At 64.8% G+C, this 14,863-nt stretch carries 12 protein-coding genes; 1 reads left to right on the top strand and 11 read right to left on the bottom strand.

Annotated elements, in window-relative coordinates; all coding sequences use genetic code 11:
- Positions 1–52 precede the first annotated feature (52 nt).
- From HDC35_RS12135 to HDC35_RS12095, 9 genes are all read right to left on the bottom strand, one after another.
- Positions 53–1,327: an efflux RND transporter periplasmic adaptor subunit gene (locus HDC35_RS12135; RefSeq protein ID WP_184647088.1), complete on the bottom strand. Its 1,275-nt coding sequence runs from the start codon at positions 1,325–1,327 to the stop codon at positions 53–55.
- A gap of 405 nt (positions 1,328–1,732) precedes the next feature.
- Positions 1,733–2,353, bottom strand: coding sequence for a TetR/AcrR family transcriptional regulator (locus tag HDC35_RS12130; protein WP_184647086.1), 621 nt, complete (start codon positions 2,351–2,353; stop codon positions 1,733–1,735).
- A 49-nt stretch (positions 2,354–2,402) separates the two neighbouring features.
- Positions 2,403–2,783, bottom strand: coding sequence for an OsmC family protein (locus tag HDC35_RS12125; protein WP_184647084.1), 381 nt, complete (start codon positions 2,781–2,783; stop codon positions 2,403–2,405).
- Positions 2,784–3,059: 276 nt separating this feature from the next.
- Positions 3,060–4,019, bottom strand: coding sequence for an ABC transporter ATP-binding protein (locus HDC35_RS12120; protein ID WP_184647082.1), 960 nt, complete (start codon positions 4,017–4,019; stop codon positions 3,060–3,062).
- A complete protein-coding gene (locus HDC35_RS12115) occupies positions 4,016–5,050 on the bottom strand; it encodes an iron ABC transporter permease (protein ID WP_184647080.1) in 1,035 nt (344 codons plus the stop codon). The genes HDC35_RS12120 and HDC35_RS12115 overlap by 4 nt, the downstream gene beginning before the upstream one ends.
- Positions 5,047–6,285 carry an ABC transporter substrate-binding protein gene (locus HDC35_RS12110; RefSeq protein WP_184647078.1) on the bottom strand — a complete coding sequence of 413 codons (1,239 nt, stop codon included), beginning with the start codon at positions 6,283–6,285 and terminating at the stop codon, positions 5,047–5,049. Before HDC35_RS12110 ends, HDC35_RS12115 begins: the two co-directional genes overlap by 4 nt.
- The gene (locus HDC35_RS12105; protein WP_184647075.1) at positions 6,282–8,327 is read right to left on the bottom strand and encodes a TonB-dependent siderophore receptor; all 2,046 of its coding nucleotides are present in this window, start codon (positions 8,325–8,327) and stop codon (positions 6,282–6,284) included. The genes HDC35_RS12110 and HDC35_RS12105 overlap by 4 nt, the downstream gene beginning before the upstream one ends.
- Positions 8,328–8,712: 385 nt before the next feature.
- Positions 8,713–9,501 (bottom strand): SDR family oxidoreductase, encoded by a 789-nt coding sequence (locus HDC35_RS12100; RefSeq protein ID WP_184647073.1) that lies wholly within the window; start codon positions 9,499–9,501, stop codon positions 8,713–8,715.
- The gene (locus tag HDC35_RS12095; RefSeq protein WP_184647071.1) at positions 9,498–9,872 is read right to left on the bottom strand and encodes a nuclear transport factor 2 family protein; all 375 of its coding nucleotides are present in this window, start codon (positions 9,870–9,872) and stop codon (positions 9,498–9,500) included. Before HDC35_RS12095 ends, HDC35_RS12100 begins: the two co-directional genes overlap by 4 nt.
- 99 nt (positions 9,873–9,971) lie before the next feature.
- Here HDC35_RS12095 and HDC35_RS12090 point away from each other — a divergent pair, with 99 nt between their 5' ends.
- Positions 9,972–10,874: a LysR family transcriptional regulator gene (locus HDC35_RS12090; RefSeq protein WP_184647069.1), complete on the top strand. Its 903-nt coding sequence runs from the start codon at positions 9,972–9,974 to the stop codon at positions 10,872–10,874.
- A 163-nt stretch (positions 10,875–11,037) separates the two neighbouring features.
- Here HDC35_RS12090 and HDC35_RS12085 read toward each other — a convergent pair whose 3' ends face one another.
- Positions 11,038–11,712 carry a TetR/AcrR family transcriptional regulator gene (locus HDC35_RS12085; RefSeq protein ID WP_184647067.1) on the bottom strand — a complete coding sequence of 225 codons (675 nt, stop codon included), beginning with the start codon at positions 11,710–11,712 and terminating at the stop codon, positions 11,038–11,040.
- Positions 11,713–11,784: 72 nt separating this feature from the next.
- Positions 11,785–14,712, bottom strand: a complete 2,928-nt coding sequence (locus HDC35_RS12080; protein ID WP_184647065.1) for a TonB-dependent receptor domain-containing protein — start codon at positions 14,710–14,712, stop codon at positions 11,785–11,787.
- Positions 14,713–14,863: the final 151 nt, after the last annotated feature.

Here is a 14,863-nt window from a genome sequence, read left to right as displayed (position 1 = left end):
CTGTCTGAAAACTGTTCCGGTTACCCCCTCCCGCAAGCGGGAGGGAGACAAGTCACTTCGCGAAGGTCGCCTGCGCCGACAGGGGTTCGTTCGGGCCTGCCGCAGCCTTTTCGGGCGCGGCGGCGGCGGCGATCTTGCCCACCTTGGTCACCGCCTTGGTGCCAGGCCGCGCGAACTGATATCCGTTGATGACGACCTGGTCGGCCGGGGCGAGGCCCGAACGGATGACGCGCAGTCCATCGACGTCGGGACCGATTTCGACCGGCTTTGCCGCGACCATGCCGTCCTTCCCGACGACGTAGACGATCTTGCGTGCCTGATCGGTCTGAACGGCCGCAGCAGGAACGAGCAGCGCGCGCGTCGTCCGGCCGGTCGACAGCCGCATGTTGCCGAACATGCCGGGGGTCAGGAACATCTCGGGGTTGCGGAAGCTGGCACGCGCGCGGATCGTTCCCGACCGCGGATCGAGGCCATTGTCGGTGAAATCGAGCTGGCCCTTCCAGCGATAGTCGCTTTCGTCCTGCAAGCGGACTTCGACCGCCGCACCCTTGTCGCCGCCTTCGCGCTTGGTCTTCAGGAACAAGGCCTCGGACCCCTGGAAGGTAAAGTAGACGGGGTCGAGCGCATTGATCGTGGTCAGCAGCGTGCCGCCGGCATCGCCCGCCGACACGAGATTGCCCGCGTCGATCTGGCGGTCCGAGATGCGGCCGGAGAGCGGTGCGCGGACGGTAGTGAATTCGACGTCGAGCGCGCGCGCCGCGATGCGCGCGTCGGCGCCCGCCAGCGCCGCGTTGGCGGCATTGACCCGCGCGCGAAGCCGGTCGATCTCGCTCTGCGAAACCGCCTCGATATCGACGAGGCGATTTGCGCGATCGAGTTCGAGCTTTGCCAGCGCGAGGTCGCTGCGCGCGCTCGCCGCCGAAGCCCGCGCCTCGGCGAGCGCCGCGCGATAGGGCCGCGGATCGATGGTGAAGAGCGGCTGCCCCTTGCGGACGATCTGGCCGTCGGTGAAATGGATCGCGGTGATCGCGCCCGAAACGCGCGGGCGCACTTCGACTGCCTTCGACGCTTCGAAACGGCCGATATATTCGTCCCACAAGGTCACGTCGCGCGCGATGGGCACGGCGACGGTGAGCACGGGCGCGGGCGCGGCGGCGGCTTGCGGCGCACCGTCGCGCAGCAACCACCAGGCGCCGACGATCAGCACGAGGAACGCGCCTATCCACGCGGCGCGGCGCCCGCGCCCGGGATGGAGCAATGTCTTGAGTTCGCGGCGGACCTTCGCGTCGGCGGGGTCGAGTCTTTCGATCGGCGTATGGACGGTCATGAAATGCCCTCTTCTTTTCTTTCCTATCGGCTGCCCGCGCTCCGGGGGAGAGGGAGAGGGGGCGCGGGCAGCCGATGCCGGAAGCGCAGGCTCCCGGCTGATGTCACACATGGTCCTTGTTGCCGGAGCGCCCCTGCTGAGAGGACGACCGCCCCGTCCCGCCTCACGCATCCAATGCGCGCACGGGGTCCCTGTTTATATCTTGCCGGCGAACACCTTCCGGTGCCCGACCGGGGCAAGGCCCGCTCCCGGGAAATGAATCGATGATGAAAGCTCCGGCCGCCGCACGGTCTGCGTCATGCGGCGGCCGGTCTCGGGGGAGAGCCTCTTTGTATACTGGATGGTATATAAGTCATGTTGCGCTGCGTCAAGCGCATTCTGTACCGAGCAGTAAAATTAATTCTATCAGCGCCCCGGCCACAGCTTCAGGCTGGTTTCGACCAGCCGCTGAAGCTCGGCGCGCGTCGCGCCGGCACCAGCCTGCACCGACATGCCCTGATTGACCGCAGTCAGGAAGGCGGCGAGACCCTCCGCGTCGGTGTCGGGCGGGAAGTCGCCCTCCTCTTTCGCGCGCGCAAAACGTTCGAGCATCGCGCGCTTCGCCGCCGCGCCGCGTTCGAGCACGGCCTGGCGGATGCACTCGGCCTCAGCTCCGCACGCCACCGACGTGATCACGCCGAGGCAGCCGTTCGGATTTTCGGGGCAGGTGTACATGTCGAGCGCGCCGTACATCAGCCGCTCGGCAACGCCGCGCGCGGTCGGCGCGTCGAGCGCGGCGCGCATATAATCGATCTTCTCGCGCTCATAGAGGTCGAGCGCCTTGTTGAAGAGCGCTTCCTTGTTGCCGAACGCCGCGTAAAGACTGGGCTTGGTGATCCCCATCGCTTCGGTCAGGTCGGCCATCGATGCGCCCTCATAGCCTTTCGACCAGAAGACCCGCAGCGCCGCCGCCAGTGCCGCATCGACGCAGAATTCGCGCGGACGACCCTTGTGCGGCGTGGCAGCGGAGGCGGTGTCTATTTCCATAACGGCTGGTATATAAGTGGTGGATCGCAACTTGTCCAGTGGCCGCCGGTCAGGCGAGCCGCGTGTCGATCGGCAGACCGCCCTTCAGCGTCAACGTCACCGGCGTCCGCTCGGCAATGTCGGCGAGGCGGGCCATCTGTTCGTCGTCGAGCCCGGCGATGGTCAGCACGCGGTCGATACGAAGGCCGTCCTTGTTGGCAAGCCGCAATCCCACCTCAACCGATTCGAGCGGCCAGCCCTTCCGGTCCGCATACATGCGCAGCGTGATCGCGGTACAGGCGCCAAGGCCGGCGAGCAGGAAGTCATAAGGCGCGGGCCCCGCATTCTTTCCACCAAGCCCCGGCCCCTCGTCGCCGACCAAGGCATGGCCGCTTACATCAATTTCGGTGCGATAATGATCCTTGCCGATGCGAGCGGTTCCATGAGCCATGACGATCCTTTCCGACGGGGCGGTCGTCGACCCTATTCCGGGTCGGGGCCGAACCACAAGCCGAAACCCCGGACGAGGATGCGCGCATCTTCGTCGCGTGTTGGGCGCCACGCGCGCAAAGGCGACCTCAGGAAAGCCTGACGGCTGGCGCGCCTGCCTCAGACGCGCCGTTCGATCTCCAGCCCGACGACGCGCGGGGCTTCGAGCGCGCCATCGACGGTGCCATCGCGCCCGAATGTCAGGTTTTCGAACCCCAGCCCACCGAGGCGCCCCGCGTCATAAGCGTTCCACGATCTCTAGCATCGCTGCAATAGTGGCCGCACGCTCTGCGCCGACCGACCAACCGTCACCGTCGACCGCGACGTGGACAGGCGCGGCGGCGTCGATCGCATATCCACCGCGCTCGAGGGCACGGCGCGTCCACGCGGCGCGAACACCATCGCCCTCCAGCGCAACGCGCCGGCTCGCCGGGCGCCGCAGCTCGAAATGGCCGGCGTCTTCGTCGAAGCGCACGCCATCGGCCGCAAATATGCGCGCGAAGTCGCCTGACAGGATCAGATCTTCAGGGGCACCGTCGAGCAACTTCGTGCCATCATAGAGCCACAGCCGATTGGCACAGCGCAGGGCAAGCTCGAGTTCATGCGTCGAGATGACGATCGCATAGCCTCTCTGCTCCGCCAGCTCGCCGAGCAGCGCGAAGAAGGCGACGCGGCGCGGCACGTCGAGAAAGGAGGTAACCTCGTCGAGGAGCAAGAGGCGCGGCTGCTGAGCGAGCGCACGCGCGACCATGACGCGCTGCCGCTCGCCGTCGGAAAGGCTCGCGACAGCGCGGTCGCGAAACGCCGCGGCGCCAACGAGCGCAAGCGCCTCGTCGATAATCGCGATATCTTCGTCCGCCAGCCGCCCCTGCCAGCCCGTGTGGGGATATCGGCCCGCTGCCGCGAGTTCGAACCCGGTCAGATAGCCCGTCTGCGGTCGCTCGGTCAGGACAACGCCGAGCCGCTGTGCCTTCTCGCGCGCCGAAAGACCGGCCAGCGGATCGCCACCGAGCCGGATCGACCCGGCCAGCGGCGCGAGAAGACCGGCGAGCGTGCGCAGCAGGGTCGTCTTGCCCGTCCCGTTCGGTCCGACCAGCGCGACCACATCGCCCGGATGGAGATCGAGCGACAGCCGGTCGGCCACGAGGCGGCCGGGATAGCCGATCGCAAGCTCCTCGGTGGAAAGGACCGCGCTCATGCCGTGGCTCCGAACAGCGCGTGGCGCCTGAGGAGGACCCAGAGCACGATCGGGCCGCCGATCAGGCCGTTGACTGCATTGAGGTGAAGAAGGTGGCGCGCCCAGGGGAGGTGGGTGATGAGATCGGTCGCGAGCGCCAGCGCGCCGCCGGCCAGCGCCGCCGCCGGCAGCAAGATCCGGTGATCCTCGGTCTGCAGCACCCCGCGCGCGGCGTGGCCGGCGATCAGGCCGAGGAAATTGATGGCGCCGCAAAAGGCGGTGACGGTCCCGACGAGCAGCGCCACGACGCCGAAACAGGCATAGCGCAGCGCCTTCAATGGCACGCCGAGGCTCTGCGCATAGGTGTCGCCGAGCATGAGGATGTTGAGCGGTTTGGCGAGCGCCATCAGCAGAAGGAGGCCCAGGCCGCAGGCCGGAAGCAGGATGACATGCTGCGCCCAGGTTACCCCGGCGAAGCTCGCATCGTCCCAGCCCTTGAAAGCCGAAGCCTGCGTTTCATCGATAAGGTGGAGCGAGAGACTGATCAGCCCTGCCGCGATATAGCCGAGCATGAGACCGGAGAGCAGCAGCGTGACATTGTCGACGCGGCGCGCGAGCAAGGTGAGCAGGCCCATGACGAGGATCGTCCCCGCCGACGCCGCGACGGCTAGACCGACGTCGCCGACGAGACCGTAACTTTCGGCAAAAGCCGGGCCGGCCAGCCCGGTGGCGACGACGAGCAGCGCCACGCCGAAGCGGGCGCCATGCGCGATACCGAGAACGAAGGGATCGGCGAGCGGATTGCGGAACAGCGTCTGGAGCATCAGTCCGCACGCGCCGAGGCTCGCCCCGCCGACGAGCGCGGCGAGCGCGCGCGGCAGGCGATATTCGCGGACGATATGGCCCCAGCCTTCCTGCGCGATGCTGCCGCCGGTCAGGCTTGCAGCGATCGCATCGATCGGAATATCGACGACGCCAAGCGCCAGCTCGGCGAGGAAAAGCGCGGCGATGAGCCCGGCTATGACGAGCGTGAAAGGAAACGGCCTGATCATGCCGGGCCTCCGGGGATTTTGCGAATGAAGCGCTGACGCGGCGGCGCCGCGCCCAATTCGGGATGGAGAATGGCGATCATTTCGGCGAGCGCATCCTGCGGCTCGGTCATGCCCTGGTCCGACCAGCTGTTCGCGAACGGCCCGACCTTGCCGGCGTCGAACCAGTAAACGCGCCCGCCGCGCACGGCGCGAAGCCATGCGAGACGTGGATGATCGCGGCGCAGCGTCGCCATGTCGACCGCCCCCGGCATGAAATTGCCGAGCCACACGTCCGCGCTCGCGGCCCGGTCGAACAGCTTCTCCATCGGAGCGTAAGTGAGGCTACCCGCGACAGGATTGTCGTGCCAGGCATGGCGGCCGCCGGCATCCTCGATCATGCGATAGAGCTGGTTGCGCCCGCCCGCCTGGCTCCACTCGTCGCGGCTCTCGGGATAGCCGAGTTGGACGAGCGGCCGCGCCTCGACATGGGCCGCGAGCGCTTGCAGTTGCGCATAACGCGCCGCGCGCGCGTCAAACAGCTGGTTGGCGCGCTTCTCGAGATTGAAGAAGAGCGCGAGATATTTGAGCCACTCGGCGCGCCCAAGCGGGGTCGGTTCGGTATGGTCCGACTGCGGCGCCGAGACGACGCCAAGGCGTTTCAGCAGCGGGTGGATATTGGCGTCGGGATAGGCCGAATAGAAGGTGAAGAAGAGGTCGGCGCCGAGCGCCGCCGCCTGTTCGCCATTGCCATGCTGCGCGGCATAGATCGGGATTGTCTCCCCTCTTTCGATCCGCGCAGCGATCGCCGGAATCGAGACGTTGCGCGTCGGAACGCCCTTCAGCCGGTCGTCGATACCGAGCAGTTCGGACGCGCCGAGCAGCGACACATTGGCGGTCGCGAAATCGCGCACGGGTATTTCGACAAGCGTGTCGCGCGGGCCGAGCTCCGGCACTGGCGTTCCGCACTGGACGAGGACGAGGCGCAGCACCTCACGCGTGTCGACCGAGGGCGTGAAGGTCACGCGTTTCCAGTTGCCGTGATATTCGACCTTGAGCTGGGCCGAATGGCGGAAGGTCGCCTTGTCAGGAAAATAGTCGGTACCCGCTCGATAATCGGCAACGCAGCCTGCCGTGAGATTGGCGGCGGGATGCGCCCCGACCGCGACCGCGCCGCGCGCGGTGGGCTCGCGCATCGGGATCGGCGCGCAGGCGGCGAGCGTCGCGAGCGACCCGAGCACGAGGAGAACTAGCCTCACCGGCCGCCGCCGAAGCGGTAGGAGAGGCTCGCCGTGACGGTGCGCGGCGCGCCGGGATAGAGCGGAATGAAGGCGCCGCCGCTGTCATAATAGAATTTGTCGAAGAGGTTGAGCACATTGAGCTGCGCGCGGAGCGGCCCGAACCCGGCGTCGAATTCATAGGCGAGATTTGCATCGACGCGCGTGTAGGCGGGCAGCAGGATACTATTGTCGGTGTTGCCTGCGCGGCTCCCGATATGCTGGATCCCGAAGCCAGCGCTTGCGCCCTTGAGGGCGCCAGCGAAATCATAGGTCGTCCAGAGGCTCGCCGAGTGCCGCGGCGCGTTGACTAGCCGCGCGCCCGGCGTCGCGAAGCTGTCCTCGAGAATCTTTGCATCGAGCCAAGTGTAGTTCGCGATGAGCCGCCACTGCGGCGTCAGGACGGCGGGGACTTCGACCTCCACACCGCGCGAGCGCGACTTGCCGATCTGGATCACGAGATCGAAATCGACCGGATCGGAGACCGCGACGTTGCGGCGGGTGATGTCGAAGAGGGCGAGCGTCGGCGTCAGCTTGCCGCCGAACAGCTCGGCCTTGGCGCCGACCTCCCAGCTTTCCCCGATAAGCGGCTTGGGCAGCGAACCGTCGCGAAGGCGGCCGACGTCGACCTGCGCGCGGAACGAGCGCGCCCAGCTTCCGTAGAGTGAGAGCGCGGGCACGGGCGTCCAGGTGAGGCCGGCGCGCGGCGAGAACGCCCCGCGCTTCGTCTCCCCCTCGCCCGTTCCGGCCAGATAATCGCGATTGCGAAGTTCGTTCCAGTCGTAGCGTCCGCCGACGAGGAGGCGCCAATTGCCGAGCTTCAGCTCGTCCTGCGCATAGATGGCGGCGGAATCGCTGTTCCATACGCCGTCGGAAACGAGCACCGTGGGATCGGCGCGCTGTCCATAGACCGGGTTATCGAAGTCGATCGGGATGTTGACGCCGAAAGGCGGGTTGCGGACATCGAACCGCCAATGATCATAGCCATATTCGACGCCGACAAGCGCCTTGTGCTCGACGGCGCCGGTCGTGAACCGTGCATTTAGCTCGCCCTGCGCGGTCAGATCGGTCTGCCGGTCATAGGCAAGACTGGTGCGGCGATTGACCTTCGGATCGGCTGGATCGGCGCGGCTGACCGGCGGAAAGCCGAAGGCGTAATAATAGCTGTCCTTGGTAAAGTCCGAATAGCCGAAGGCAAGGCGACCCGAGAGTGCATCGGAGAAGCGATGATCAACGAACAGGCTCGCGACGCCGCCCTTGTTTGTGTAGCGCGCATCCTCCTCCCCGAACTGCCGCTCGCGCGGCGCTTCGAGGAACAGCGGATCGTTGGCGAAGCCCCGGTTGGTCGCGGTCGAAGGCTTCCATTGCAGCACCGGAGCGACGAAGGTGTCGCGCGAAAAGGTGAAATCGCGAAAGCCGTCGCGGTCGTCGTGCGAGACGTTGACGCGAAGACCCACCGTGTCGGACAGCGGGACCGAAAAATCGCCCGTCAGCCGCAGCTGATCGAACGAACCATAGAGCGCGCTGACCTCGGCGAAGGGCTCGTCGAGCGGCTTCTTGGTCACGAAGTTGACCACGCCGCCGGGCTCGAAGCGGCCGTAAAGAGCCGAAGCGGGGCCCTTCAGCACCTCGACCTGTTCGAGATTCTGAAGCTGCTCGTCGGGCGCGTAGGCGGAGCGGCGCAGCCCGTTTTTCAGATTATAGGGTGTGATGAAGCCGCGAACATAGAAACGGTCGTTGCTCGCCCCGAAACCCACCTGCGGGCTGAACCCCGGCACATAGCGCAGCGCCTCGCCGATCGTGGTAATGCCGCGGTCACGGATCAGCTCGCGCGTGACGACCTGCACCGAATAGGGCGTCTCCTTGATCGGCGTGTCGGACTTGTTCGTCTGGGGTGCGACCGTTGCCCGATATCCCTGTTCGCGTGTGCCGAGCACGACAATCTCCGCGTCAGCCTCCGACTGCGCAAAAGCGGCCGCCGGTGCGCCGAGCGCGGCGCCGGCAAGCAAGAAACCCCGAAACATTCATTCCCCCATCAGCCAACTTCGCTCCGCCCACCTTCCGAGCGGCCGAATCACGATATATGATATCATCTCATTGATGAACTTCGACTCGGTTGTCCAGAGCGGTCGCGCGGACCACTAAAAGACTATTCCCTCTTATGGCCGGTTTACGGATCGGTCGCTTTTGCTTTGCAAGCGTCCCATAGCGGTCGTTCGCCGCATCGCCCGTTTAAACTTGTTCCTTGGGCCAAGACTAACAGGAAATGCAATCAGCGCGCGAACATAGTCGTCGAGTAAGTTCATCCGGGCGAATTAAAACGATTGAACTTCCGGTTGATTCCACTCGTGACCGAAGCTCGCGGTTTCCCGCCGCCCGCAACGAATTGCGAACATCGGGGTAGAGACCTCAGATGGTTCGGACGGTGCCGCCGTCGATCACGAACTCGGCGCCGTGGATCGCAGCTGCGCGATCGGACGCCAGATAGGCGATGAGATCGGCGACCTCATGGGGCTCCGCCGGACGCCCGATCGGTATCCCGCCCAGCCCATCGAGTACAACTTGCCGCGCATCCTCGATCGTGCCGCCATTGGCAGCCCGCAAACGCTCGAGCATGCGAACGGACGCCTCTGTCATGATCCAGCCGGGGGAGACGCTGTTGACCCGCACGCCCTTCGGCCCGAGCTCCTTCGAAATCGACTTGCTGTATGTCCGGAGCGCGGCCTTGGCGGCGGCATAGGCGGTGGTCGATTCGGGAAGGGGCAGGATCGACTGGATGGACGTGACGTGCACCACCGCGCCCGAGCCACGCTCAATCATCTGCGGAACGAGGAGGCGGTCGAGGCGGACGGTAGCCATAAGGTTCAGATTCAGCTCGGCGAGCCAGTGCTCGTCCGCCAGGGCGGCAAAGCCTCCTCCCGGAGAGGACGAGCCTCCGATCACATGGGCGAGGATATCGACGCCGCCCATGCGCGCGAGCGCCGCTGCCGCCAGCATTTCTCCCCCCTCGGCCGTCGCGAGGTCCGCCCGGACGAACTCGACACCGCCGATGGGCTCGGGGTTTCCGCGGGCGGCTGTGACCACCTGCGCGCCGCCCGCTAGGAAGCGATCAACGGTCGCGCGGCCAAGCCCCTTGGTGCCGCCACTGACGACCACGCGCTTGCCCATAAACTCGGATGGATCAGCCTGGATGCTCATAGCGTGATCTCCAGCGTCCTGATGGCGTCGTTTTCGAGCGTGAAGCCATAAATGAAACGGATCGGGCTTCCCTTGAAGTCACCATGGGCAGGTCCTTCGAGCACGAGCTTGACCTGTTCCCAGCGGACACGTTCCGGCGTGAAGATCGCCTTCACGGCCACGACTTCCTTTTCGAACAAATTTCTAAGTTCGGCGTGGCCCTCATAGCGGCGCCCGATGTCATAAAGAACCGCATCGGACGCGAAGGGTTTCAGCATGCCGTCTACATCCAGACGCGCGTTGGCCTGGATATAGTCGGCGACGGGTTTGGGTAACGACCTGACGAGCGCGTCGGCGTCGCTGCCCTGATCGGCGTGGGCACTGGTCCGCATGACGTGTCTCCTTCGGTTTGGCTTGCCTCGATATTAGGGATCGGCCACTATTCTAAGAAGTGGGTCAATCGTGGATGAGGCAATGAAGGATCCGGGATAATGTCACGATTGGCGCTGCGAGATTTCGACGCTGTGCTGGCTGTCGCGCGGCGCGCATCCTTCAGGCAGGCAGCCATCGATCTCGGGATGTCAACGACCGCGCTCAGCCACATGATCGCGCGGATCGAAGCCGAGCTGGGCGTGCGCCTGTTCAACCGTACGACGCGAAGCGTCGCATTGACCGACGCGGGACGGGTCTTCGTCGACCGCATCGGCCCCTCGCTTCAGGATGTACGCGAAACCATCGAAATCGTCCGCGAACGCCGCGCAACGCCAGCAGGCACACTGCGCATCAACGCCCCGCCCTTCGCCGCCCGCTCGCCCGTCTTCACGAATCTTCTTCTGGAATATTCCCGCCGCTATCCGGACATGCATCTCGATCTGGTGACTGAAGGACAGTTGCGCGACATCGTTGCCGAAGGCTTCGACCTCGGTGTTCGCGTCGCGTCACTGGTGCCATCCGAGATGATCGCGCTTTCGCTCGGCGAGCACCAGCGCTTTGCCGTAGTCGCCTCGCCCTCCTATCTGGCGGCACGATCGCGACCGCTGGTGCCGACCGATTTGCTCAGCCACGCCTGCATACGCGTCCGCCTCCCCGATGGTTCGCTCTACCGCTGGCATTTCGAGAAGGACGGCGACACGGCCCAGGTCGAGGTGAGCGGTCACATGACCTTCGATGATCTTCCGTTATCGCGCGCCGCCGTCCGGGCAGGCCTCGGCATTGGTTTCTTTTTCGAACAGGATGTTATCGCCGATATCAAGGAAGGCAGGCTGGTCCGCCTGCTCGAAGACTGGACGCCGCCCTTCCCCGGGCTTTGCCTATATTACCCAGGGAGGCGTCACCCTTCAGCCGGCCTTTCCGCATTCTTATCGCTGGCGCGCGAAATGGCGAAAAGGGATTAACGAGGGTGGCCGCGAGGAGACTGACAGCTTAAACGGAGCGAAGCTCTGACGCCCGGAACGTCTCAATGTTCTTCGACGCCCCACGCAGAGCGCGGTCGGGGCCCCGGCCCTCGGCTCCTCGAACATCTGCATGCAAGGCGTGTCGAAGCGCTGCCGCGAGCGCCTAACCGGCGGACTCCGCCTGCATTCGCTCGATCACCCGATCCTTGTACCACCGAAGTAAGTCATACGCGGCCTCGACGTCCGCTCTGTCCTTTGCAAAAAGCAGCTCGATCGCCAGTCCGCGCATCGCGGCCTGGTGGAGTGTGTGCATCGCCTTGACGAGCGGCTCGGTGGTAATGCCGGCGGACTTGGCGATGCGTAGCGTGCCGTCATATTGATAATCGTCGAGACGCTGCGCGACATCGGGAAGGCGGCCTGCCAGTTCAGCGTCCCCGCGCGATGCCATCATGATTTCGAGCAGCGTCATTTCCTCGGCTCCCTGCGAGGTTTCCCACGTTGCCCCCGTCAATGCGCGAAAGCGTTCGATGCCGCTCTGAACCTCCATCAGCCGGGCCTTGCGCTGTTCGTGGAGGCGGCGGCTGACATCTTCGGCCACGGCAACGATCAGGTCGGTTTTGGTTGGGAAATGGTGCAGCATGCCGCCGCGGCTGATCTTCGCCTCTTCGGCCACGCGGATGGTGGTCGTCGCGGTATAGCCGTCGCGCGACAGGCATCGGATAGCCGCATCGATCGCGCGGCGGCGTGTCTCTTCCGTGCGTTCCGCCTGGCTGCGACGGCGGCGAGGCTGAGCCTTATCACCCTCTTGGGTTCGGGAAGCGTTCGGTGTGTCCAACATCGTCATTCCATGCCACAGCGCGACGTTCGATCAAAGCGTTGAACACGCCGCCTCCCGCCCCCCCCCTTTCCATCAAAAGCGCGCTGTTGCGCCGATGAAATAGCGTCGGCCGATCACGTCGTAGGTCGATGTCGGGGTAACCGACGGTCCGCCGAATTCAGGTGGCTGCTTGTCGGTGAGATTCGTGACGCCGCCGCGGAGCTCGAAGCCCTCATTCACCTTGAGCCGCCCGATCAGGTCGAAATAGCTAACCGCGGGCACGCCGCTCGCGGTGCCGTCCGGGGTCGCGACATTCGAAGAGTTGCTCATCTTGCCGAGATAACGCCAGCGAAGCGACAGAGAACCGGTGTCGCCCGACAGACCAAGCGTCGTCACATGTTTCCATGCGGGGTGTGTCGACGAAAATCCATCGATCTGCGCATTGCCAATCGTCCCGGCATAATCATAGGTGGGCTCCGTCGCGACCGACTGGATCTTGTAGTCGAGGACATAAGTCACTGCGCTATTGAACGAAAGCGTGCCGAAGCCCCGGACGTCGATCGCGGCGTCGAGTTGGAAGTCGAGGCCCGACACCTTGTATTTGGCAAGATTGAACAAGGGTTCGTCGATCGAAGCGAGGATACCCGACGCATCGCGCTGAACCAGCCCGCAATAGAAATTATTCGCATCATAGCCGGCATTCTCGCCGGTGAAGTTGAAGCATTGCTGGAGCGCGATCGGGCTGGTGACATAGCCGATCGCGTCATCGACGCTGATCGTGTAATAATCGACCGAGACGGAGAAATTGCGGAATGCCGGGCGCATGAAGTCCGGCTGGAACACCGCACCGATGGTGTAGCTGTCCGCGGTTTCCTCTTTCAGGTCAGGATTGCCGACACGGAAGGCGGCGTTCGCCGAGCCCGAATAGCTGTAACCATCGACGAGGTTGGCCGGCACGCCTTGCGCAATACACAATGCGCGCACCTGCGCCGGATCCACGCCTTCGATCTCGCCCTTTCGGGCGCGACCATTGACGTCGCACGGATCACCGCCGCCCGCCGAGGCGAGACCGATCACGCCAGTCGCGCCCGATTTCGGCGAGAAGAGATCGCCGAGGCTTGGCGCCCGGATCGCGCGCGAATAGCCGCCGCGGATGCTTAGCCCGCGTACCGGCGACCAGTTGGCGCTCGCCTTGTAGGTGTGAACGCCGCCGATCCGGTCGTAATCCGAATAGCGATAGGCGAGGTTGACATCGAGCTGCTCGAAAAACGGTCGGTCGCTAAGGATGGGGAACAGCAGTTCGCCATAAATTTCCTTCACCGATATCGAGCCGCCCGACGACAGTGCACCCGCGGTGCCGAGCGCTTCGGGTGCGGTCGTCACGCCGGGGGTCGCCGTCGGCGTCGGGCTGTTGCGCGGATCTATATCGGCGGTGTAGCTGTTCTTGCGATATTCAGCGCCCACGGCAAAGCCCGCCGCGCCGCCCGGCAGGTCGAACAATTCGCCGGTCAGATTCCCCTGCAGCACCGTCTGGCTATAATGATAGCGGTTGGTGGTGCTGAAGGTCAGATAATCCTGACAGGATTTCGATGTGTCGGAAAAGCCGAACGGATCATAGCCGCCGGCGCAGAGGCTGGCGCCGCCGTCAGCGGCGTTCACGACCGCGTTGAAGCGCGACCGGCTGACCTGATTATGCGACGTCGATCCCTGATCGGTCTCGCCATAGCTGGCATAGATGTCATAGCGCAGCGATCCGCCGAGCGAGCCCTTGAACCCGCCGAGCAGCTGATAGACGTCATAATCTTCCTCGACGCGCAGGCGCCCGATCCGGCCGCCATTGAAATAATAGGTGATCGGCGCGTTGGGATTGGGGCGCGCGTTGACGAGGGTGCGCAAATCGCCCGTGATAAACGGATTGTCGGCGCGGATCATGATCGGCTGCACCACCGACTGGGTCACGCCGACGCTCGCCTGCTGTTCGGCCTTGTAGGTCGCGTAATTGACCTGCGCATAGGCGGTGACGCCATCCGAAATGTCGAATTCGCCGCGGGCGAAGCCGGTATAGCGCTTGAGCGGCAATTGCACCGTCGAATCGAGAAGCGATCGCTGTCGCACGACATTATCCGACACCAGATAGCCGGTGCTGGCCCTGTCACGCAGGTTGATCGCCCCCGTGCGGCCGATAAGCGTGCGGTCGGAGTTCAGAAGGAAGCTGCTCGACGTCGGCGGAAGCGCAGTACCATAGCTGTCGCGAAACAGGCTGCGATAGGCGGCGACATTGGCCGGCGACCCGAAGCCGAACGGGTTCGCGCCGACCTGGATGATCAGGCCGCTGGTCGGTGTGGACGTACCGTTTTCATTGTCGAAGAAGCGGCGGGCGTTTTGCGACGCCGTGTCGCGCTGAAGATAGGATGCCGACAGGAAGAGCCGCGCCCGGTCGTCGGCGAAACCGCCGCCCCAGGTCACCGATCCGCCGTAGGTCGCAGCATCGCCCAGGTCGGATATTCCGGCGTCGGCCTGCAATTCGAGCCCGCGGAAACGGTCGTTGAACTTGAAATTGACGACCCCGGCGATCGCGTCGGACCCATAGACCGCCGAAGCGCCGCCGGTGATGACCTCGACGCGCGAGATGAGGGCGGGCGCGATGGTGTTAAGGTCGATCGCCCCCGACGTATCGGAGGGCTGGAGCCGCCGGCCATCGAACAGAACAAGCGTGCGTGCGGCCCCCAGGCCGCGAAGGTTGGCGTTGGCGCGGCCGCCCGACGAGCCTGCGCCCGAGCCGCCCACGGCCGACGTCTGGCCATTTTGCGTTGCCTGGAACTGAGGAAGCGCATTCAGCGACTGTTCGATCGTCGCGGGCCCCGAATCCTCGATGAATTCCTCGCTGATCGTGGTGATCGGGCTTTCGGCGGTGAAGTCGCGGCGCGCGATGCGCGATCCGGTCACGACGATCGCTTCGTCGCTGACCGCCTCGGTCCCCTGAACCTCGGGGACGATTTCCTGGGCCCAGGCCGGATGCACGGCCACTCCCATGCAAGCGCTGCAAAGCAATAAGGCGCGATAACCCGTCATCCCATCTCTCCCTGTTTTCCGGACGCCTCTCCAGGGGCTCCGTGATTGCGATGTGCGAGAGATATTAAGAACAGTCAAGATTGTTTGTAAGTTGCACATC

It is taken from the genome of Sphingopyxis sp. JAI128 (genome assembly GCF_014207235.1).
Lineage (GTDB): Bacteria > Pseudomonadota > Alphaproteobacteria > Sphingomonadales > Sphingomonadaceae > Sphingopyxis.
Note: the sequence above shows the minus strand (reverse complement) of the source record. Positions and strands in the feature narration are given on the sequence as shown.

Bases quoted from the DNA above. Each gene is read 5' to 3' on its own strand.
- HDC35_RS12105 (WP_184647075.1), bottom strand. From the start codon at position 8,327: ATGTTTCGGGGTTTCTTGCTTGCCGGCGCCGCGCTCGGCGCACCGGCG.
- HDC35_RS12095 (WP_184647071.1), bottom strand. From the start codon at position 9,872: ATGCGGACCAGTGCCCACGCCGATCAGGGCAGCGACGCCGACGCGCTC.
- HDC35_RS12135 (WP_184647088.1), bottom strand. From the start codon at position 1,327: ATGACCGTCCATACGCCGATCGAAAGACTCGACCCCGCCGACGCGAAG.
- HDC35_RS12130 (WP_184647086.1), bottom strand. From the start codon at position 2,353: ATGGAAATAGACACCGCCTCCGCTGCCACGCCGCACAAGGGTCGTCCG.
- HDC35_RS12120 (WP_184647082.1), bottom strand. From the start codon at position 4,019: ATGAGCGCGGTCCTTTCCACCGAGGAGCTTGCGATCGGCTATCCCGGC.
- HDC35_RS12100 (WP_184647073.1), bottom strand. From the start codon at position 9,501: ATGAGCATCCAGGCTGATCCATCCGAGTTTATGGGCAAGCGCGTGGTC.
- HDC35_RS12085 (WP_184647067.1), bottom strand. From the start codon at position 11,712: ATGTTGGACACACCGAACGCTTCCCGAACCCAAGAGGGTGATAAGGCT.
- HDC35_RS12115 (WP_184647080.1), bottom strand. From the start codon at position 5,050: ATGATCAGGCCGTTTCCTTTCACGCTCGTCATAGCCGGGCTCATCGCC.
- HDC35_RS12125 (WP_184647084.1), bottom strand. From the start codon at position 2,783: ATGGCTCATGGAACCGCTCGCATCGGCAAGGATCATTATCGCACCGAA.
- HDC35_RS12090 (WP_184647069.1), top strand. From the start codon at position 9,972: ATGTCACGATTGGCGCTGCGAGATTTCGACGCTGTGCTGGCTGTCGCG.